Origin of the sequence: Vibrio sp. 10N.261.51.A3 (assembly GCF_041471965.1) — a bacterium.
In the GTDB taxonomy this organism is placed as follows: Bacteria; Pseudomonadota; Gammaproteobacteria; order Enterobacterales; family Vibrionaceae; genus Vibrio; species Vibrio crassostreae_C.
Map to the genome: position 1 here is coordinate 68,525 of NZ_JBFRPK010000004.1, position 21,378 is coordinate 89,902.

14 protein-coding genes are annotated in these 21,378 nt (G+C 45.9%); 1 reads left to right on the forward strand and 13 read right to left on the reverse strand.

Annotation, left to right across the window (positions count from 1 at the left end; all coding sequences use genetic code 11):
- Positions 1 to 41: 41 nt before the first annotated feature.
- From AB4371_RS01310 to AB4371_RS01365, 12 genes are all read right to left on the reverse strand, one after another.
- Complete coding sequence (locus AB4371_RS01310; RefSeq protein ID WP_123322592.1) at positions 42 to 2,447, reverse strand: GH36-type glycosyl hydrolase domain-containing protein; 2,406 nt, start codon at positions 2,445 to 2,447, stop codon at positions 42 to 44.
- 146 nt (positions 2,448 to 2,593) lie between these two features.
- Positions 2,594 to 4,540 carry a beta-N-acetylhexosaminidase gene (locus AB4371_RS01315; RefSeq protein ID WP_372148694.1) on the reverse strand — a complete coding sequence of 649 codons (1,947 nt, stop codon included), beginning with the start codon at positions 4,538 to 4,540 and terminating at the stop codon, positions 2,594 to 2,596.
- 12 nt (positions 4,541 to 4,552) lie between these two features.
- A complete protein-coding gene (locus tag AB4371_RS01320) occupies positions 4,553 to 5,437 on the reverse strand; it encodes an N-acetylglucosamine kinase (RefSeq protein WP_017066804.1) in 885 nt (294 codons plus the stop codon).
- Positions 5,438 to 5,439: 2 nt separating this feature from the next.
- Complete coding sequence (locus tag AB4371_RS01325) at positions 5,440 to 7,161, reverse strand: glycoside hydrolase family 9 protein (RefSeq protein WP_017063263.1); 1,722 nt, start codon at positions 7,159 to 7,161, stop codon at positions 5,440 to 5,442.
- Between the two features lie 98 nt (positions 7,162 to 7,259).
- Positions 7,260 to 8,255, reverse strand: a complete 996-nt coding sequence (locus AB4371_RS01330; protein ID WP_017059411.1) for an ABC transporter ATP-binding protein — start codon at positions 8,253 to 8,255, stop codon at positions 7,260 to 7,262.
- An 87-nt stretch (positions 8,256 to 8,342) separates the two neighbouring features.
- Entirely contained in the window at positions 8,343 to 9,326 is a 984-nt protein-coding gene (locus AB4371_RS01335; RefSeq protein ID WP_017059410.1) for an ABC transporter ATP-binding protein, read from the reverse strand.
- Between the two features lie 2 nt (positions 9,327 to 9,328).
- Positions 9,329 to 10,354 (reverse strand): ABC transporter permease, encoded by a 1,026-nt coding sequence (locus AB4371_RS01340; RefSeq protein WP_017056648.1) that lies wholly within the window; start codon positions 10,352 to 10,354, stop codon positions 9,329 to 9,331.
- A 2-nt stretch (positions 10,355 to 10,356) separates the two neighbouring features.
- Positions 10,357 to 11,343: an ABC transporter permease gene (locus tag AB4371_RS01345; protein WP_017059409.1), complete on the reverse strand. Its 987-nt coding sequence runs from the start codon at positions 11,341 to 11,343 to the stop codon at positions 10,357 to 10,359.
- Between the two features lie 169 nt (positions 11,344 to 11,512).
- Positions 11,513 to 13,195: an ABC transporter substrate-binding protein gene (locus AB4371_RS01350; protein WP_017056650.1), complete on the reverse strand. Its 1,683-nt coding sequence runs from the start codon at positions 13,193 to 13,195 to the stop codon at positions 11,513 to 11,515.
- A gap of 700 nt (positions 13,196 to 13,895) precedes the next feature.
- A complete protein-coding gene (locus AB4371_RS01355; protein ID WP_372148696.1) occupies positions 13,896 to 17,285 on the reverse strand; it encodes a response regulator in 3,390 nt (1,129 codons plus the stop codon).
- 216 nt (positions 17,286 to 17,501) lie between these two features.
- Positions 17,502 to 18,524, reverse strand: coding sequence for a 16S rRNA (guanine(1207)-N(2))-methyltransferase RsmC (gene rsmC, locus AB4371_RS01360; RefSeq protein WP_136977819.1), 1,023 nt, complete (start codon positions 18,522 to 18,524; stop codon positions 17,502 to 17,504).
- A gap of 110 nt (positions 18,525 to 18,634) precedes the next feature.
- Positions 18,635 to 19,720, reverse strand: coding sequence for an AI-2E family transporter (locus AB4371_RS01365; RefSeq protein ID WP_136981638.1), 1,086 nt, complete (start codon positions 19,718 to 19,720; stop codon positions 18,635 to 18,637).
- A 76-nt stretch (positions 19,721 to 19,796) separates the two neighbouring features.
- Between AB4371_RS01365 and AB4371_RS01370 the strand changes: the two genes are divergently transcribed.
- On the forward strand, positions 19,797 to 19,922 hold the full coding sequence (locus tag AB4371_RS01370) for a hypothetical protein (RefSeq protein WP_004734537.1): 126 nt from the start codon (positions 19,797 to 19,799) through the stop codon (positions 19,920 to 19,922).
- Between the two features lie 140 nt (positions 19,923 to 20,062).
- Here the strand turns inward: AB4371_RS01370 and hemL are convergent, their stop codons facing one another.
- Positions 20,063 to 21,358: a glutamate-1-semialdehyde 2,1-aminomutase gene (hemL, locus tag AB4371_RS01375; RefSeq protein WP_010436060.1), complete on the reverse strand. Its 1,296-nt coding sequence runs from the start codon at positions 21,356 to 21,358 to the stop codon at positions 20,063 to 20,065.
- Positions 21,359 to 21,378 lie beyond the last annotated feature (20 nt).

The following is a 21,378-nucleotide window of genomic DNA, read 5'->3' on the forward strand; positions in this document are numbered from 1 at the left end:
TGTAAAGACTTGAGACAAGAGCTGTTCGTTAAATTGCGTGACTAGCCTAGAACAACGACAACATCGTTCACGCTGCCTTCTGCTTGTACTGGGATAGCGCCTTCAACTGATTCACCATTGATAGTGATAGAGGCAACGCCTTTGCTTACTGCATTCGGGTTTTGCACTGTGATGTTATAAGTCGCGCCACGCCATTGACGAGTAACCTCGAATTCTGGCCAATCAGTCGGGATACAAGGATCAACCGTTAAGCCTTCAAAGCCTGTACGAACACCAAGAATGAAGTTGGTTACCGCGAAGTAAGCCCAACCAGAGGTACCGGTTAACCAAGGGTGGTTTGCGCGGCCGTGGTCTTGGTGGTCTTTACCCATGATGAACTGCACGTACGAGTATGGTTCTGCGTAACGTGTTTCAATCATGTCGTTTTGGTTATACGGGTTAAGTGCATCGTAGAATTTCATCGCACGGTCACCACGGCCAAGTTTCGCTTCTGCTACCCAAGCCCATGGATTCGGGTGAGAGAAGATTGCGCCATTCTCTTTTACGCCTTGGTAAACGCGAGTCACGAAACCGATGTCATCGTTTGGTGTTGCAAATGAAGGGGAGTTTAGGTGTAAGCCGTATTCAGAGAATAGGTTCTCATCTACTGCGTCCATCGCTTTCTCACCGCGCTCTTGAGAAACGGCACCAGACAGAACTGCGAGCGTGTTTGACTCAAGGTGTACACGGCCTTCAGCTTGTTGTGCAGTACCGATCTTGTCGCCATTTTTAGTCAGGCCACGGATGTACCAACCACCCTCGTCATCCCAAAGGTGAGTTTCACACGCTTCGCGTACGTTCGCTGCCATTTCTGTGTATTTAGCAACATCAGCATCGTTATTGCGGAACTTAGCAAGGTCTAAAAATTCTTGTAGCGCCCAGAAGTGTAGGAATGACACCATTGAAGATTCACCGCCACCTAGGTTCAAACAGTCATTCCAGTCAGCACGTAGACCTTTACAAATACCAGTTTGCCCCACGTATTCTGCAGAGAAGTTCAGTGCCGCTTTCATGTGTTCGTAGACAGTCGCTTCACCTCCGTCTGCGTATGGAATTACTTCATCAAAGAAGTCATGTTCACCGGTTTCCATCACATATTTGATGATGGTCGGAACGATCCACAAGTGATCATCAGAACAAGTATCTTCAATGCCGTGGATCTTGTCGTCATCTGACGGTGTTGGAACAACAGTTGGTGATTTTGAAGGCTCAACGTCTGCTTTCTCTGGATCGAACCAGTCAGGATCGAACAAGTGTAGACCGTAGCCCGCTTTCACTTGGCCGCGAAGCAGATCGATAATGCGCTTCTTGGTCATTTGTGGGTTGGCATGAGGTACTGAGATCGCGTCTTGTGCCGTATCACGGTAACCAAGGCCAGTACGGCCACCGACTTCAATGAAGGATGCAAAGCGCGACCAAACCACACAGGTTTCCGCTTGGTATAGCGTCCACGTGTTGATCATTGTGTCTAAGCCTTCGTTTGGCGACTTAACTTGGAATTTGTTGCAACGCTCGTCCCAGTGATCTTTGATGCCTTGGAAAGCTGCGTCTACGTTAGCTGTGTTTTGGTACTTCTCGCGTAGGCGTTCACCGTTGCCTTTACCGATACCTAATACATACGCAAAGCGAACTTCTTCACCCGGTTGAATCGTAAATTGCTTGTGCAGAGAACCACAATGGTTGTAGCAGGTTTGAGCGCTGTTAGAACACTTGCCATTTTCAACCGCAATTGGGTTTGCTTCATCACGGTACATGCCAAGGAAGTTGTCACGTTGGCCATCATAGCTGTCTGGTGAGAAGGTTGACGCTAGGTAGTAGAAGCCTTCAAAGTCGTTGGTGTTGTAGTACAAGTCGTATTCCAGAACACCTTCTTGGTAAGACGTACCTGCAGAGTACAGAGACATCTGATGGTTCTGGTTGTCTGATTGAATGTGGCTGAAAGAGAACTCAACGAACGAGAATGTGCTGATGGTTCTTGGTTTGTCAGTGTTGTTCTTCAGTACTACATCCCAAACTTCCGCATCTTCACCCTTAGGAACGAATAACGTTTTGGTTGCTGTAATACCACTGTATTCACACTTGAATTTTGAGTATGACAGACCATGACGAACTTCGTAGTTCGCTTCATCTAGGCTCTTTGCCACAGGCTGCCAAGAGATAGACCAGTAATCGCCCGTCTCATCATCACGCAGGTAAACATAGTGCCCTGGACGGTCGAAGGTGCCGTTTGGACGGAATTTAGTAACACGGTTGTATTCCGGAGAATTGTAGAACGAGTAACCGCCCGCATTGTGCGAAATTACGGTACAAAACTTTTCAGTACCTAGGTAGTTGGTCCAAGGTGCTGGTACATCAGGGCGAGTGATGACGTATTCGCGATTGTCGTTATCGAAATAGCCGTATTTCATTGTCATTTCCTTTTTAACAAACTGCATCTATGCAGCTAATTTTTAAATAGTGATGCTGAGTCTTATCTGACTGAGCACCTTAATTTGAGTTAGCAACTTAATTTGAGTCAGCATCCACTCGATATGAGTGTCGCTTTGATTTTGTTTTATTGAGCTTTCCAAGGGCTGCGATAATCAACATTGAGTCTGTCGAGTAATGGCAGATGCCCCTTTAGGCGAGATAGGTAATCTAGCCAGTTTCGGTTGTTTTTATGTGTCCAACATCCTTCAGCTAAAGCGCTAATTCTTGGGAATACCATGTAATCCATACGCTTTTGGTTGGTGACGATCTCACACCATAGAGCACACTGAATTCCGCGGATCCGCTTACGAATTGGGTCGGTGTCGGATATCTCAGCAAGTGCTTCGTAGGTATAAGCTTGTTCTAATGGGATTACGGCAGCCCAATCTACGCCCGGTTCTTCCGGTGCATAATCTTGGGTCATGTCGAGATAGGTAAATTGTGCCGGTTGCAGCACCACATCAAAGCCTTGGCGAGCGCAATTCACTGCAGCTTCTTCACTGAGCCACGAGTAGATGATGGTCTCTTTACTGACTTTGTCGCCGTGTTGCGCTTCTTCCCAGCCCACCATGCGCTTGCCAAGTTGCTTGAGTTTGTTCTCGGCATAACGGAATAGGTGGCCTTGTAAGTCTTTGCTGTCTTGATATTGATGCTCTTTCATCAAAGCTTGAGCAGCAGGGCTGTTGGTCCACACGCCCGGTGGCACTTCGTCTGCACCCATGTGAATTAATTCGCTAGGGAACAGCTCTGCCACTTCTTCAATAACGGCATCTAGAAATTGGTAAGTGCCTGGTAAGCCTGGATTTAGCACGTTGTCGTTGTAGTGCTGAATGCTCTTGTATTGAGTGGTATCAGCTTGCTCTACCAGCATGTCTGGCAGTGATTTGATTGCGGCGCGACAGTGTCCTGGGATATCGATTTCAGGAATAACCGTGATGCTGCGTTGCTCTGCGTATTCAATCACTTCGCGAATCTGTTGCTGCGTGTAGAAGCCGCCATAGTTATCCGCAATGTGGGTGTATTGCGGTTCTAATGCATGGTCAGGACCACGCCAAGCGCCAATTTCCGTTAGCTGAGGCAGGCTCTTGATCTCAATTCTCCAACCTTCATCGTCAGTTAGGTGCCAATGAAATACGTTGAACTTGTAGTGCGCCAGTTGATTGATTAAACGCTTCACTTGCTCTACTGAGTGGAAGTGACGAGCGCAGTCCAACATCATGCCGCGGTACTTAAAGCGCGGTTGGTCGGCTATCTTGCAACATGGTAGAGAGAAGTTCTCTGCGTCCAGTTGTTGAACTAGTTGAATCAAGCTTGCCACAGCGTGTGTAAAGCCCGACTGGCTGCCTGATTCAGCAATAATCTGTTGTGCAGTGATGGTCAGTTTGTATTCGGCTTCATCTAACGTTGGGTTGCTGCGAAATAGAATGTTGCCGCTTTCGTCTTTTGAAAGTTCAGCTGAAAGCGCGGTCGAAAGAGACAGCTCAAAGGTCGAGAGCAACTCTTGCTGGAACCAAGAGACTGCCTTATCAGCAAGATGAGATTGAACCTCAATTCTGCAGTCGTTACTTAGCGCGAAACTACCTTGCTGAAATTCGATCTGATTAGGCTGAGGAATCAATGCAATCTCAGCAGCGTTAACTTCAGGTATTTGATTGCGTTCACGGTATGGCGAAGCCAGTACTATGGGGGATATCGCGACAGGCAGTACCGATGTTTCTCCATCATTATGTGACTGGATAAAGGCATCGTTAAGGCCATCAGAATAGAAGCGGAATGGTGCGCTTTGAATACTGAATTCAAGGTAGTAATGGTTGTTGGCCTTTAACACTGACGAACTTGGTGTGAATGAGCAAAAGCTGCCAACTTGAGTCAGCTCTCCTTGCGATAAACTCTCTGGAAGGATGAAACGATCAAATGCAAAGTGCAGAGACCAATCTTTTACGTCGAGGTCACTTAAGTTATGTACCGTAAGGCCAAATCGGCAGTTATTTTTTTGTTCAGAAAGAACAGCTAAGTCGATGCGATAATTCATATAACTTCCCTGCTAAGCCTGTTGATACAAGTTGTGTTGTGGTTTTCCGGCAAACATCAATGCGCCTTCAATAGCGTCGAATTGAGGTTTAACGATCCATTGTTGTACTGGTGGTGATAGCCAGTTGAGAATACGCTCAGCGATACTTCCCATTAAGCACACCTTGTCAGCGCCTTTTCGATGCAGTGCTAAGACAAACATTTCGATATCAGCCGCGGTTTGCTTGAGCATATCGATAGCCAGTTCGTCACCTTCGTTAGCGAGTTGAAAAATAACTGGTGAGAATTGACCGTAATCCTTTGGAATAGCACCTTTTGACCATTCGACAATGGCATCCACATCATTATTAAAGTGATTCATCACATGTAGAGTCAGCGGGGTTTTGTTGCGAATACCGTCTTCTGCAAGCAAGACTTGTTGAATCAAACGTAAGCCCATGACTGCGCCGCCGCCTTGATCTGAAATCGGAAATTCACGACCGCCAACCACATATTGCTCACCGTCTTTTAGGAAGATACCGCAAGAACCCGTACCACCGATCATGATTGCGCCGTCTTGGCCATTGTGAGCACCAATGCAAGCGCCATAAGCGTCGGTATTTAGTGTCATGCTTGCGAAAGGGTGTGGTTGAGCCATGAAGTCGAACCATGCTGATTTTTGCTCAGCGCCAGCCAGCGCTAGGCCAACATGCATATTTGAAAAATGGTCTGAGTTGAGTTGCCCTTGTTGTGCCGCTTTTGTGATGGCATCAATAATTGAGCTCATCGCAACATCAACACCCAAAAGGATGTTGCCACTGCCACTTTTCGCTTCACCAATCAGTTTGCCTTGAGCGTCACGAATACGAGCACGACAAGAAGTACCACCACCATCAATACCGACGTAGTAAAGAGTCATTATTATTGCTCCTTACGCTGAGCTAAGAAGTTGAACTGTGCAGCGGTTGCTAATAAGAACCACGCACCATGAGGGATCCATTGCTCACCCCAGCGCCAGTTTTGAAGCATGTCATCTTTTTGTGCTGGTGGATTGAACGCAATGTCTTGTTCATCTTCAAAACCAGCTGTGATGCCATTACAGATACCGCCTTTCGCATTGAAGAACCCAAGCTGAGGTAGGTAGTCTGGGTTGTTATGGCCATGACCATCGAGCATGCACATGTGGTATGGGTTGAGGCCCAAGATCCAATCAAGGCTATTTTGTGAAAGCTGGATTAAGCGCTCTTGAAGTTCGCTATCTTTAATGTGCGGTTGAACTAGGTAAGCCATGGTTGCGAGTGAGCCAAGGCGTGCGTTCTCGCCTTGCCACCAGTAACCGGTTTCGTTCTGTTGAGCGACGAAGAAGGCATCACGTTTATCACCATCGACAGATTTAACGTATTGTCTTGGATAGCCAAATGGGTTGGTGACTTTGTCGGTGATGTTGATTTCGAACTGACAAGCTTGTTCAACAACTGTGCGCGCCTGTTCTTTTAATTCAGCATCGGTTTCGTTGTCGATGTATTCACATAGTGCAATCACAGGAAGACCGGCTTCAGCTGCGTGAAAGTATGGACGAGAGCCATCAGAGTTTGCCGACCAGAAGTGCTCAAATGAATCATCGGATTGCTGACGAGAGATTAAACGAGTCGCCCAAGTTCTTGCTTCTGATAGGTATTGCTGGTCTTGTGTTACGCGATACAGCTCATTGGCTGCGAGTAGGGCGCAATACTCATCGATGATGTTCTCTTCACCATCGTTTAGATACTGGAGGTTGTACTCTTTTAGATGCCAGTAACCCTTAACCGCCATTTCAAGGTATGTGTGGCTCGAGTAGCTACCAGAGATTTCAAGCTCAGAAGCTGCGGCTAATGCTGCGATAGCAACACCTGCACCTTGTCGGTAGCCCGCTTGTAAGTCCGTTGATTTATGACCTTCTTGAGTCGCATAAGCGCAGATATCGCGTTGGTTGATATCTTTGCTCCATTTGTCGAATACCGTCATATAGAAGTACCCGTCAGCGTCTTGCATACGCACTAAGAAGTCGGCACCGAACAGAGCCTCTTCCGTTAGACGAGTCATGGAGAATTTCGGGAAGTCTGGGTTATGGCCAGTCAAGCGTACGCTTTTTAGCATGTTCCAAACGACCATCGGAATTTGTTGTGGGTTTAGGTAGTTACCATAAGACAGGTGGCTAAAATACTTACTGACATCACCTGATGCGTCATACCATCCACCGTGGACATCGACGTATCGGTCGGTACCTAGAATTTGTGCTTGTCGATCTTTTTTGTCGAAAATCCCGCCACAGCGTTGTGACTTAAAGTAATGAAGCACATCAGAAAACGTGTGGTTCATTAATAGGTTGCTACCAATCTCAAATACTTCTGAACGCAGGTTGTCAAAACGTAGGTAGTAGCGACCAGATTCAGTGACTGAACTGAAATCAATAGTGAAGAATTGCCCTTGATGCCAATTTGCTACGCGGCCTTGTTTAACCACATCAAAATTTCCGACAGTCATATGGTTGTCAGCACAGACGAGTAGAGCCGTAGTGCTTGATAGGCGAGCTTTCTTAGTTTGTAGGATAGCTTGCTTCGGGCCTGTGGACTCATAGCCAATATGGTTGGTCAATAACAGCATCAATATTCTCCGACAGTCCTAGTTTCTATTGGCTAGGTACTTGAATGTTTTGGATATAAATAGTTAGGGTCCGAAGACCCTAACTTGGGTTTTATTGCTTAGCTTTCGTGTAGGTAACAGCGCACAAAGTGGTTATCAGCGAGCTGCGTAACCCCTGGTAGCTGCTCTTTGCACTTATCCATTGCGTGAGTACATCGGCCTGCAAATGGGCAGCCTGCTGATACTGGTGTCCACAGAGGAATCTCACCTTTGTTGCCTGCAAGTTGCTCGTGGATCGACTTCTTAGGATCTGGAACGGCCGAAACAAGCAATTGGGTGTATGGGTGCTGAGGGTTAGCAATCACGTCATCGGTATCGCCCCATTCCACCATGTGTCCCACGTACATCACCGAAAGGTCTTCAGCGATGTAACGAGCGGTTGCGATATCGTGAGTGATGTAAAGCAGAGACATTTGCTTCTCGAACTTCATCTCTTCCATCAGGTTCAAAACACCGGCACGAATCGATACATCAAGCATTGAAGTTGGCTCATCGGCTAGTACAACTTCGGCACCTACCGCGATGTTGCGGGCTAGGTTGACACGTTGACGCTGACCACCAGACAGTTGGTGAGGGTATTTCTTCGCCGTCTCTTTTGGCGGAATGAGACCTACTTGCTCTAAAAGATCGTAAACGCGTTCTTCTAGCTCTTTCTTGTTGCCCGGAGATACTTTCTTGTGGATCAACAGTGGTCGAGCAATGTGGTGGAAGATATTGTGCGTTGGGTTCAATGAACCAAACGGGTCTTGCCATACCATCTGCACGCCTTCACGGTAGTGCATAAGATCTTTTCTGCTTGAGATCTCTTGGATATCACGACCTTTGTATTCGATCGTGCCGCCTGAAGGTGCGTACATTTTTGCGATCATTTTTGCGGTTGTTGATTTGCCTGAACCAGACTCACCAACCACTGCTAGGCCACGGCTTTTGTACATCTTGAATGACACGTCGTTAATCGCACGCATCATTGGGGTTTGAATGGTGGTACTGCTTATTGGGAAGTCTTTTACGACATTCTTGCCTTCTACCAATAATTGACCGAAATCTTTGCTCATAATTGTCTCCAGAATCCTTATTCGCTTTGCTTGTTTTTAGGCGGTCGAGCCGCCTTGTTCGTTATTCACGCTGAGTCAGCGTGCAAGCTATAGCTTCCTTTGTACTATTGGGTCACCGTACAGGTGGCAGTTAGACAAATGTCCCGGGTCGATAGAACGCAGCTTGGTTGGCACCTTGGTACACTTTTCATGTACACGGTCACAACGAGCTTGGAAACGACACCCTTCAGGGATCTCTAACAGGTTCAGAGGGTTACCCGGAATACCTGCTAACTTTGTCTTTGGCCCTGTCAGTGGAGGGAAAGAATTTCCCAGCCCTTTGGTGTAAGGGTGGTAAGGGTTTTCTAGAATATCTTGAGAGTTAGCCACTTCGATTAGCTCACCTGAGTACATGATGCCGATGCGGTCAGAGAACTCGACCATCAATGACAAGTCATGGGTGATGAACAGAATTGAGAAGCCAAATTCTTCTTTTAGTGCATAGATCTTTTGTAGGATTTCGCGTTGCACAACCACATCAAGTGCGGTTGTCGGCTCATCCATAATGATCAGCTTTGGATTCAGTGCTAACGCGATAGCAATAACCAAGCGCTGACGCATGCCGCCAGAGAATTGGTGAGGATAGTCACTCAATCGGCTCGGGTGAATATCGACGATTTCAAGTAGACCTTCAGCACGCTGCTTAGCTTGCTCGCGAGTCATGTTGGTGTGACGCATGATTACGTCACAGAACTGCTCTTCCATCGGTAGTACTGGGTTGAGTGCGTTCATCGCGCTCTGGAATACCATCGACATCTCACTCCAACGGAACGACTGCATACGGTCATCACTGTATTCAAGGATGTTCTCACCGTTGAAGATAACCTCACCACCACTGATGTAAGCGGGCGGCTTATGAAGACGCATAAGAGAGAAAGCGACCGTTGATTTACCACAGCCAGATTCACCAGCTAGGCCGAATACTTCACCTGGAGCGATGTCGAAACTTACGTTGTTACACGCACGAACATCGCCTGACTCTGTGATGTAATCCACGCATAAGTTGCGGATAGAAATTAGTGGTTCAGACATGATTATTTATCTCCGCTCCAAAGTGCATTTTGTGGTGGTAGTTCTGGTTCACGTTCTTCTTTGTCTTGAGCTGCTAGTTTCTTCCAACGCTTCATGCCTTTGTGAGAACGCAGTTGCGGGTTAGCAATTTCATCGACCGCGAAGTTAAGTAGAGCAAGACCAGTTACAAGTAGTGTCAATGCGATACAAGGAGCCAACAGTTCCCACCAAGCGCCAATCAGCATTGATGAAGAGGTTTGAACGTTGTAAAGCATGATGCCCCAGCTGATTGTGTTCGGGTCACCAAGACCTAGGAACGAGATGGTTGCTTCCATCATGATTGCGTACATCACCGAACCGATGAAGCTTGCGCCAACGATAGAGATAAGGTTTGGCAGAATCTCTACAAAGATGATGCGGAATGAAGATTCACCCAAAACTTCAGCGGCTTTTACAAACTCTTTTTCACGCAGTGCTAAGGTTTGGGAGCGAACAACACGGGCACCCCAAGCCCAAGACATAAAGCCGATAACCAAGGTTATGGTGAGTGGCCCTGCCTCACCGATAAAGGCTGCTACTACGAACAGTAATGGGTATTGAGGGATTACCAGCATGATGTTCATTGCGGCTGTTAGAACGTCATCGACACGGCCACCGAAGTAACCTGCAGAAACACCAATAACAGTTGCGAGTAAACATACGGTTAGACCCGCACCAAAACCTACAGCAAGAGATACGCGTGCGCCGTATACCACTTGAGACCAAACGTCACGACCCATACGAGTTGTACCTAGTACGTGGTCTGCCTTTTTAGACATGATCAATGTACGACGGTCGTCTGCTAGATTTTGAGCAACCCAGCCATCAGGGTTAGTTTGTGCAGACTTCACCACGAAACCAGGATATTCGTGTGGGTTACCTGTACGCTTGTCTGGTACATGTTTGGTGATTAATGGAGCTGCAATCGCGCCAAGAATAAAAATACTTAGGATGATGACGCCTGTTAGGGCCATCGGGTTACGCCAAATGAGTTTTAAAAAGTCTTTCATGATTATTTACCACCCTTACGAAGACGAGGGTCAAGAACAACGTAAAGCATGTCTGCAACTAGGTTAAAGAACAGCATGAATAGCGTCATGATAAGCAGCTGACCTTGCAGTACTTGGTAGTCACGAGCGTTAATTGCGTTGAAAAGTACGCTGCCAAGACCTGGGTAGTTAAAGATGATTTCGATAATTAACTGACCGCCGATTGCCATACCTAGCGACATTGACAGGGCTGTCACACTAGGTAGCATCGCGTTACGAGCTGCGTAGTTGAATACCACTCGGTTTTCGCTCAGGCCTTTGCCTTTCGCCATGGTGATGTAGTCTTCGGCTAATAGGTTGATCATGTTGTTACGCATGTTTACTAGGAAGCCACCAATTTGAACAACAGAAGCACAGAACAGTGGTAAGAAGGCGTGGTAAGCGACATCTTTAATGAATGCCCAGCTTGTCCAATCAGGTATAGTACCAGCGGTGTAGGCATACCCTGTTGGGAACCACTTCAAGCCAATTGCAAAGGTAAATAGTGCAATCATCGCGATAACAACTTGAGGAACGGCTTGTAGAATCAGCATCCCTGGCGTTACGAAGGCATCGTACTTACTGCCGCGTTTCCACGCTGCGAAAATACCTAGGATTGAACCAATCGAGAAAGAAAGAATAACTGCGGTGCCGGCTAAGAAAAGCGACCAACCGAATGCTCCACCCAACAGTGTGTTTACAGAAAGTGGGTAGAATTGAATTGATGTACCAAGTTCCCAGCTAAGAATGTTCTTCATGTACGCCACGTATTGAACTAAGTAGCCACCATCAACGAAGCCTAATAGTTCTTTCATTGCAGCAATACGCTCTGGAGTAACTTGTACAGAAGCGTTCGCAAACATCATGGTAACTGGGTCACCAGGCATTGCTCTTGGAATAATAAAGTTTAACGTCGCAGCAACTAATAGCGCGACAAAATAAAATGACAAACGTCTTAAAAAATAACCCATAACTCACACCTTACTCACCCAGATTGTTTCCCTGTTTCTGGATTCAGGTCGCTCCTAGCGAAATTTGGAACGAAAAATCCCCTGACGACTAGCGCCATACTTTCAATTGAGAGTGTGGGGATTTTTATAAGCGGCGTAAGAGGTTACGCCGCAAGGATTGAACGATTACTTATTTAACTGGTTTTAGGTCCAGTACATGAAGTAGACGCTCTGGAATACCAGCCCAAATGTTTGGACGGCCTTTTGGATTTTCTTCGTTCCACCAACCAGTGAAGCGAGTTGTGTTGTATTGGTACATGTAAGCACCAGACATCACAGGGATTGTCACTTGGTCTGCAGCGATGATTTGCTGGATACCGTGTGCAATATCTAGCTGCTCGTTCTTATCAGCTGTTTTGTAGAAGCTGTTTAGAAGACCATCTAGCTTGTCGTTTTTGTAGAAGTGCATTGCGAAACGAGGCATACCATCACCAGATTGTAGTGATGAGTTGTAAGCACTGTTCCAGTACGTGTATGGATCCGCACCGTGGAAGTAGTTTGTGTATGCTACGTCGTATGTACCTTCAAGCATTGCTTGGTTGTAAACAGAGAAGTCAGGTGTACGAGCTTTTGCTTTAATACCGATTTCGTTTAGCTGTTCTACCGCTAGTTGAACTGTGTTGTTGAAGTCAGTCCAGCCGTTTGGCGATTGAATCATTAGTTCGAAAGACTTGCCTGATGGAGTGTCAACAAAACCATCTTTGTTTACATCTTTGAAGCCAGCGTCAGCAAGAAGCTTCTTCGCGCCTTCAGCGTTGTAAGTGTTGAAGCCTTTGTACTTGTCATGAGTTTTTTCATCAGACCAAGCTTCAAACGCGTAGCCAAGACCCGATGCGAAATCGTTTACAGTACCGCCACCGTAGAATGCGATGTCGATGATAGTTTGACGGTCAAGAGCCATAGAGAAAGCACGACGGAAGTCAACGTTGCTCAATGCTTCATGCTTCGCAGCATCAGGGTGCTTGAAGTTAACGATGAATGCCTGTGTACCTGCTGGCGGGTACCAGTAGTGGTGTTTAGGGCTAGCTGCTGCGTATGTACGATCGATATCTGGAACGAAAGAAGACGTCCAGTCCATTTCACTGTTTACAACTTTACCTAGGAATTGGTCGTTGTTCGCAATTTGTGGAACACGTAGACAGTCAACATCTAGGTTGTCTGCATCCCAGTAGTTCGGGTTTGCACACTGGATGTATAGCTGCGCTGTAAACGTATCGATTTCTGTAAATGGACCAGAACCTACCGGGTTCTCATTGGTAAACGTTGATGGATCTTTAACGTCTTTCCAGATGTGCTTAGGTACTACAGGTACTTTAGCAATCTCGTAAGGTACGTTTGAGTTTGCTTCTGTTAGTGTGAACTTAACTTGGTTGTCGTTCAGTTTCTCTACAGAAGTTACCCAAGAGTTGATACCAGATTGGTCAAGCTCTGGCTTCTCTTTTACAAGGTTGAAAGAAAAAACAACATCATCAGCAGAGAAAGTTTCTCCGTCAGACCATTTAACACCCTTACGAATGTCGAAAACAACGCTCATCAGATCATCTGACATCTTGAAGTTTTCAGCTAGACGGAACACTGGAGTGTTACCGTGCATTTCGTTAAATACTACTAGCGGCTCATACATGAAGTCAGTTGTAGTATGTAGGTTAGTAGCACCAAGGTACGGGTTAAAGTTACGTACGAATGTAGTGTACTCTTTCGGGTGAACGGTCAGTTCACTGCGTTCTGCAGCGGTTGCTACTGATGCAAAACCTGTTGTAGCAGTTGCAATAATTGCTGTTGCTATTGCTGTTTTTTTTATATTGGCAAGCATAGCTGTTCCTTACTATTTGCTTTCATTTCACTAATGGATTGAATGTTATCTGTCGCTAAATTGTTTAGTAGATACACACTCTGGTTAAAGGCCTACCTCTTCTTCGTTGCTCCAGATTCATCGTTGATTCTGAGAAGTGGTAAGAGTGGCCTGTAGGCCTTTGGCAGGAGTAAGAAAACACCTTATCGATGAATTAATCAAACTCGTTTCCCGTCAAAAACGTTAAAAACACACAACCCCACGTCATTAACGTCAAAATAGGTTGCTTTGGTGGTTTTTCGTACGCAATTGTTAAAGTGATGTGACTCGCATTTGGTTTTGAGGTTCTTGCAGGTTGTAAGTGGCCACTAACTTTAAAGGCTTTTTATTATAATGCCTTACCCTACGTTGGTATAATTGTAGATCTCGGTCACTTGCCAGTTTTACGTTAAATTTCCCTAGAAAATTAAATCTGCCGTTCTGTTGTGACTCGCTTCTCAAACTGCAACAAAGAGTCAGATATGATTGAGAATAGAACGAAAAGTACTGACGGTTACGAGCTCACACTGTACGTAATTGGCGTGAATTCCTCCTTGTTTAAGGGCGTAAAAAAAGTGCGTTGCAAGCGATGGGATTCTACTTTTTGTGATTATTAGGCGTACAAAAAAGCCCACGCTAGGTGGGCTCCATTATTCAAAGTATCGTGATGTTGGTTCAGGGATTAACTGGTCAGTAGTTTCTGAAGTTTATCTCTTAGCATCTCAATATGGGTTCTTTCTGGCGTCTGTTCTTTACAGTGTTCCAGTATGAATTCGATTGAGCTCAGTACCGTTCGCCATCGAGGGGTTTTCGGTAGGGTTTCTACGCGTAGGTATTTGTCTAGCGTTCGAGTTTGCAGCGTACTGCGGTCTAAGTAGACGCGCCACAAGCCACTCTTCTCGGCGAAAGCAAACTTGGTTTCACCCGTCACCGATTCCCAGTAGATGATGGCATTCGTCATCGCATCGACCAGTACCTCACGCATTAACTCTTGCTTGTTTTTACCTTCACCTGTTGCCTTGTCAGCAAGACGAGTAAATTCTCCGCCAAGCTCTTTAAGCTGCTGTAACTTATCTTTGTCGCCTTCAAAGGCATAACTAGAGAGAGCTTCAACCGCCGTTTCAAGGTTATTGATTCGGTTTGAGTTAACACCACCACCTACATTGAAGATATACATGGTGTCGAGCCCTGAGCCTTCAGGCAGCTTAAGGATGTCACTTGGTATGCGCTGACGTGTGTCGTCTATATAGATATCAATATCACCGCAGTAGTGGGCTTGTTCTACCTTAAGGTATTTAGGCGCAATGATCTCGTCGGCCATTGAGCGTTTGAGTTGTTCCTGTCCGCGTCTGAATAGCTTAGCTGCGGCTTCGTTAGCAAAGCGAATGCGTTGGTCATCACGAATACAGATGATGGCTTCAGGTGCCGATTCTAGTTGCTCTAGTAAGCGGCCTTGAGTTTCTAGCAAGTTAGCTTCAACCATCGCTCTATGTTTGAGCTCGAGTTGCAGTTGGTCGTTTTCAAGGCGTCTCTGTTCAGCTTTACTTGCTGATAGATGCGCTGTTATTCGAGCCGCTAATTCTTGTTTGTTGAACGGTTTAGACAAGTAGTCATTGGCACCCGCTTCGAAACCTCGAACACGGTCTTCTGCTTGGTTGAGGGCTGTTAGCATGATGATTGGCAACTGAGCATGGTCATACTGTTTACGCAGTGCTTCACAAACCTGATAGCCGCTCATTCCTGGCATCATGATGTCGAGTAGAAGCAGCTCTGGCTTCTCTTTCTCAATCAGTTCAATGGTTTCAGGGCCATCACATGCAGTACGTACTCGATAACCTTCTAACTTCAAGAAGCTGTCTAATACTCGCAGGTTAACCGGCTCATCATCGGCGATAACCAATAACGGGCCATCTGGGTTTTCACTGATAACACTATTTTCTTGTTGGCTGTTATCAATTAAATCAGGCGCTTGGAAGTGCGAGTAGTGACCTGATTCGTTGTAACTGTCTAACTCATCTTGAGTAGCTAGGGGCAGGGTAAAGCTAAACGTAGTGCCGAGCATTGGTTGGCTACTAACGTACAGTGAACCGCCCATTAGCTCGATCAACTGACGACTGATCGATAATCCAAGCCCTGCACCTTGGCGGTAGTTACTCGCATCTTGGCCTGCTTGAATCAATGGCTCAAAGATGTGCTCAAGGTACTCGGCCGGTATACCTTGGCCAGTATCGACAACTTGCACACGAATGTTGTCATCGATAACGCTGGCAGAGATAACAATTTTACCTTCTGAGGTGTACTTGATGGCATTGCCGACCAAGTTATACATCACTTGCTCAAGTCGTTGAGGATCCGATGAAACCAGACCTAAATCACTTGGGACTTGGTTAATAATACGGATTGGCTTATTGCCCAATAGGTGATGAGACAACTCTAGGACCAAGCTGGTGGCTGCCGACAAATCAACGGCTGATTTCTTAATATCTAAGCTGCCATAGCGCATCTTGTGATAATCAAGCAGATCATCAACCAAGGTCGCCAATCTCTGACCGCTATTGATGATGATATCCAACTGATATTTCTGATTAGCAGGAATAGGGCCGTTAGCTCCAGATATCAACGCTTCAGCGATACCCACCATGCCATGCAGTGGTGTTCTCAATTCATGTGAAGTAGTCGCTAAGAACTCATCTTTGAGTTTATTTGCCAGTTGTAACTCTTCGTTTTGCTTTTGAATGGTCTTAAGGTTGTCCTCAAGCTCATCGTTTTGGCTTTTGATGAGCTGCATTTTTTCACGAATAGATCGCTGCATTCTTTCGAAGCTCACCGCGAGTCGGCCTATCTCATCTTTGCGCTCGGTATTGATCATGGTTTCATCGAGATCACCCGCCGATACTTTTTCGGCAGCCCACGTCAGTTTAAGCAGTGGGGATGTGATGAAGTTAGACAGATAGTGCGATGCAACGACTACCAGAATGATCGCCGTTAGCATCACGATCACGAAGATCTTTTCTAACTGATGAATACGGGCAAACGCCTCTTTCTCTGGCAGCTCTACGACAAGAGCCCATGTTGCGTATTTCAGCTCAATTGGCGTATATGCCGCGATGGTCGCTTGATCTAGGGTGTTGTCGAAGGTGCCAACCGCTGTTTCGCCAGCCAATGCTTTATCGACAACATCTAGGCTCAAGTTAATAGATTCTTGTGAATGAGCAAGGCTACGCGGCAGGTGATCATCACCTACAAGCAGCGTTTGAATATTCGAACTCTTGTTGAGATCCGCAATCAACTTAGTAATGCCGTTGATTGGTAGCCTAAACATCGCGTAACTGTGTAGGTAGCCTTGTTGAACGATAGGTGCGCCTAGCCATGCGGTCTGTTTGCCATTCTCGTCTTTAAAGTCAGAAACGATAACCGGCGTGTAATCTTCGTTAGATTTGCGTCGGTCGGTTACGTCTTTGGCTAGTCGTTGAAAGGTAATACCTAGGTTGGAGTCCTTGTATTTTCCTGTCAGCAGATTGGTGCCGTAATCGTCATTTTTAAAGACGGAATAAGCGACGTTACCGTTGATATCAACTAAGAGAATATCGTCAAAATCAGAGCGTTTAAGCAGTTCTAGGTAAGCATTATGGTAGCGCTTGTGGAGCAGGCGATAACGCTCGCTGCCAATAAAGCTGCTGGATTCAGGGAGGATCGACGTTTTGATTTGATCGCCAGAGCCTTGAATATAGCGCTGCTGTGCATTACTGCGTGCCTCGTCAATATCTAACCCCAATCGTTGAAATGCATTGATCAAACCATAAAATCGCCCGCCACTGGCATTGGCCAATTCTGAGCGAACAAAGCCCATCACTTGGGATTCTTGAGCTTGTAGGTAATCGACAATTTGCTGCTGCTTAGTATCACGAACCGAAACAAGGTGTGAGGTGCTTTGTTCCTGGAGATCCTGACTGTGCGATTGGAGGAAAAATATCGCGATAAGTGTCACAGGGGTAATACTGAGGACAAGAAATGCCAGCATTAGGGTATTTTGAAGGCGCTTAAACTTCTGCTTACGATAGAATCTAAACATAAATTGGGTACTACTTTCCTTTGATGTACTGCTAAAAGGGGCGAAAACAAGTACAGAGAATAGAATTAACGGGTTCCAATTTAACGAAATTAACGAGTTTTTTTACTTTGACAAGTAAGTGGTATTTAAAGCGTGTGCAAAAGCTCATTTTTATAGAGTTTTGACAAAAATATGAACAGACAGCGCAGATAATGACCCTGCGCTGTGCTAGAGAGGTTATTTGTTTGCGTGATAGATCGCGAATTTAGTGGTCTTATTTAGAGTCGCGCATTTTCCAAACGCTTGTTCAATAATTGGAATGTATTTTAAGAAACTATTCGCAACAATAATCATCTCACCAGAACGCTTCAAATGCTTAGGAGCCTGAGCAAGCAAGGTCTCAGTCGCGCTGTAACTAGTGTCTAAACCTGAATGGAATGGTGGGTTACTGATGATGAACTGGTAGTCTTGTGCGGTATCAGAATAGACATCTGAAGCGAATACTTTACCCGTTAAACCATTCGCTTCTAGCGTTGCTTGGCTTGATGCCACGGCAAATGCACTGATGTCGCACATTTCTAGCTCGATATCAGGATTACGAGATGCCATGACCGCGCCTAAGACGCCTGCACCACAACCAAAATCCAGTACCTTGCCTTTTAGTTTTGGCAGAGTATCCAACAGAAGTTGGCTACCGACATCGAATTGACCGTGACTGAAGACGCCAGGAAGGCTTTTTACCGTCAGAGGTTGTTCATCAATGTTAACCGTGTAGGTCTTAAACCAGTCTTGCAGGTTGAACGCTTGTGGTTGATCGAAGCATTGACCCCAGTAGAAAGAGCAACGACGCGCTGAATCGTATTTAACAACTTTGCCGTAAGGAGCAAACATCTTCTCGATGCTTTTCACGCCTGAACGGTTTTCACCAACCACGACGATCTCGGTATCTTTACCTAGCTTGGCAAATAGCATCGCCAACAGAAATTCCGCTTCTGCTTTGGCTTTTGGCCAGTACAGCATCACTAAGTCGGCTTTGGTCTCTTCGGTAAACTCAGCCCCGTAAAAACGTTGGATGGTGTTGCAACCCTCCAGTTGACGGTAGTAGCTGTAATTAGAAGTAAACACAGAGACAGATTCACAATGCTTCGCTAACTCAACAGGGAACAAGTCTTCTGCCTCACCGGCAACTAAAACATGTTTGCCTTCAAAGTAGGCGAGTTGGCGTTGAGCAATCTGGCTTGGGGCAATATAAGCTGACATAGGACACTCTGTTGAATCGTTAGCAAAAAATGAGGGCGGATTTTCGCATAATCCGCCCAAAGCTTGAAGTGTTTAATACTCGTTCGCCAATCAAGTTGACGTCAAGTTCGTTAACTCTTGTCTTGCTGGTTTAAAAAGTCCTTAAACTCTTCATCGTAGATGTTGAATAGGACAATGGTAATCGCAAAAATCAATGGTCCGTAGATAAGACCAATTAGGCCAAACAGTTGAATACCACCCAATAGTGAGAAGAAGATCATCAGGGTATTCATGCCTGCACTGCCTTGCATCAGCAGCGGACGTAGCAGGTTATCAATTGAACCAACAATCGCTACACAGTAAACCGTTAGGAAAATCGCCCACGTGGTATCACCAGTTAGGAACAAGTAGGTTGCTGCTGGGATCCAGATTAATGCAGTACCCACTACTGGGATGAAAGAGGCAAAGCCCATCATTGTGCCCCAGAATAGACCTGGGAAACCAGCAATCCACATACCTAAACCGCCGGCAAAACCTTGTGCGATTGCGGTTAAGAATGAGCCCATTACTGCTGATTTAGATACTTGCTCTATCTCTGTTAGAAGTTTGTCTTCTTGGCTACGAGACAGCGGCAGAATATGACGAACCACACTGATGATTTTGTCGTGATCTCTTAATAAGAAGAACAAAACGAACAACATCAAGAAGAAATCCATCAAGAAATTGGTCGCGTCACCTAAGATTTTCGCACTGATACCAACTAGCTTAGAACCAAAGCTGGTCGCAAACTCACCGACTTTTTGTGCGATGGCTTGGGGCTCAATGTTGTCGAAAGGCAGGTAGTTATTCACAAATGACAGCGCTTTGACCACTAACGGGTGAGCAAACAGAGTCTGAATGCCACCGTGGGTCACCCATTGGTAAGTATTCTGAGAGAACAGAGAACCTTGCTGAACAATTGCTGCGAATACTGCCAATAAAGGGATAACAATAATGAAAGTCAGAATCACACAAGACAGCAGAGAGACGATGTTTTCTTTATTCGGGAGCTTTTTTTCAAGCCACTCATGGATTGGGAACATCAATAGTGAAATGATAAAGGCCATCACGATAGAGTTAACGTATGGCTCGATAAGCAAGTAACAAGCATAAGCCGCCGCGAGTAGGGCAATGATGATCACCCAGTGGCTGGAATTGATTTTGAGTTTTTCTGACACGGTAATGGTCTCTATATTTGCGTTCTGAGTTTATAATGGCTGCAAAACAGAGAGTTAGCAATGAGGAGTTTTGATAATGGGATGCTGTAATAAAGATAAGAAATGCCAAGACGAAGAACAGCAAACAAAAAAAGAGATCCCTTGGTTCAGAATGTTCCTTGGTACCTTGATGTTGTTGGTTTTCCTTTTCTGGGAACGTTAATGCTTTTGGTTCAGCTTTAGCCTTAGTCGACGGCTAAATAAGCTGTCATATTTGTGGCTGGTGAGCGCGATATATAAAAAAGGGCTGCATTTAATGCAGCCCTAAATTCAATCGGTTAGCGACTTATAAAGTGCTTTCGATTATTTGCTTTCAGCAGCAATGATCGCAAGAGAGCGGTCAGCAGCTTCTAGTGTTGCATCAAGTTCTTTTGAACCATGAGCAAGAGAAGTAAAGCTTGCTTCGAATGCTGAAGGTGCAAGGTAAACACCGTGATCTAACATTAGGTGGAAGAAGCGCTTGAAGCGTTCTACATCACACTTAGTTACATCTTCGTAGCACGTCACAGTTTCTTGGTCAGTGAAGAAGAAACCAAACATACCGCCAACTTGATGAACTAGCATCGGGATGCCGTGCTTGTCAGCAAGTTGCTTGAAGCCTTTTGCCAACTGCTTAGTTTTTGAAGCTAGACGCTTTTCGTTGCCTTCTTCTCGTAGAAGGTTCAAACATGCGTAGCCAGCAGCCATTGCAACAGGGTTACCTGAAAGCGTACCCGCTTGGTAAACAGGGCCAGTTGGTGCGATGTATTGCATCACGTCTTTACGACCACCGAAAGCACCGACAGGCATGCCGCCGCCAATCACTTTACCAAGACACGTTAGGTCTGGCTTGATGTTGTAGTAAGCCTGAGCACAACCTTCAGCAACGCGGAAACCTGTCATTACTTCATCAAAGATTAGCAATGCACCTTCTTGATCACAGATTTCACGTAGACCTTCGTGGAAGCCTTCTACAGGAGGGATACAGTTCATGTTACCCGCTACTGGCTCAACGATGATACAAGCGATCTCGCCTTTGTTTGCTGCGAAGATTTCACGTACTGAATCTAGATTGTTGAAGGTTGCCGTTAATGTCAGCTTAGCAAAGTCAGCCGGTACACCAGGAGAGCTTGGTTGACCTAAAGTCAGTGCGCCGGAACCAGCTTTTACCAGTAGACTGTCTGCGTGGCCGTGGTAGCAGCCTTCAAACTTAAGAATTTTGTCACGACCAGTGAAGCCACGAGCTAGACGAATCGCGCTCATTGTTGCTTCTGTACCTGAGCTCACCATACGTAGCTGTTCCATTGATGGAACCATCTCAGATACCAGTTCAGCCATTTTGATTTCAGTTTCGGTTGGAGCACCGAAGCTAAGGCCGCGTTGAGCTGCTGCAATAACTGCGTCACGAATAACCGCGTGGTTGTGACCAAGGATCATTGGACCCCAAGAGCCAACGTAATCGATATACGCTTTACCATCAGCATCAAAAATAAGTGGGCCATCAGCGCGTTCAACGAAGATTGGAGAACCACCTACGCCATTGAATGCACGAACTGGAGAGTTTACGCCACCAGGAATAGTTTGCTGTGCTTTTTCGTACAGCTCTGCTGATTTGGTCATTGATATATCCTCTTTTGACT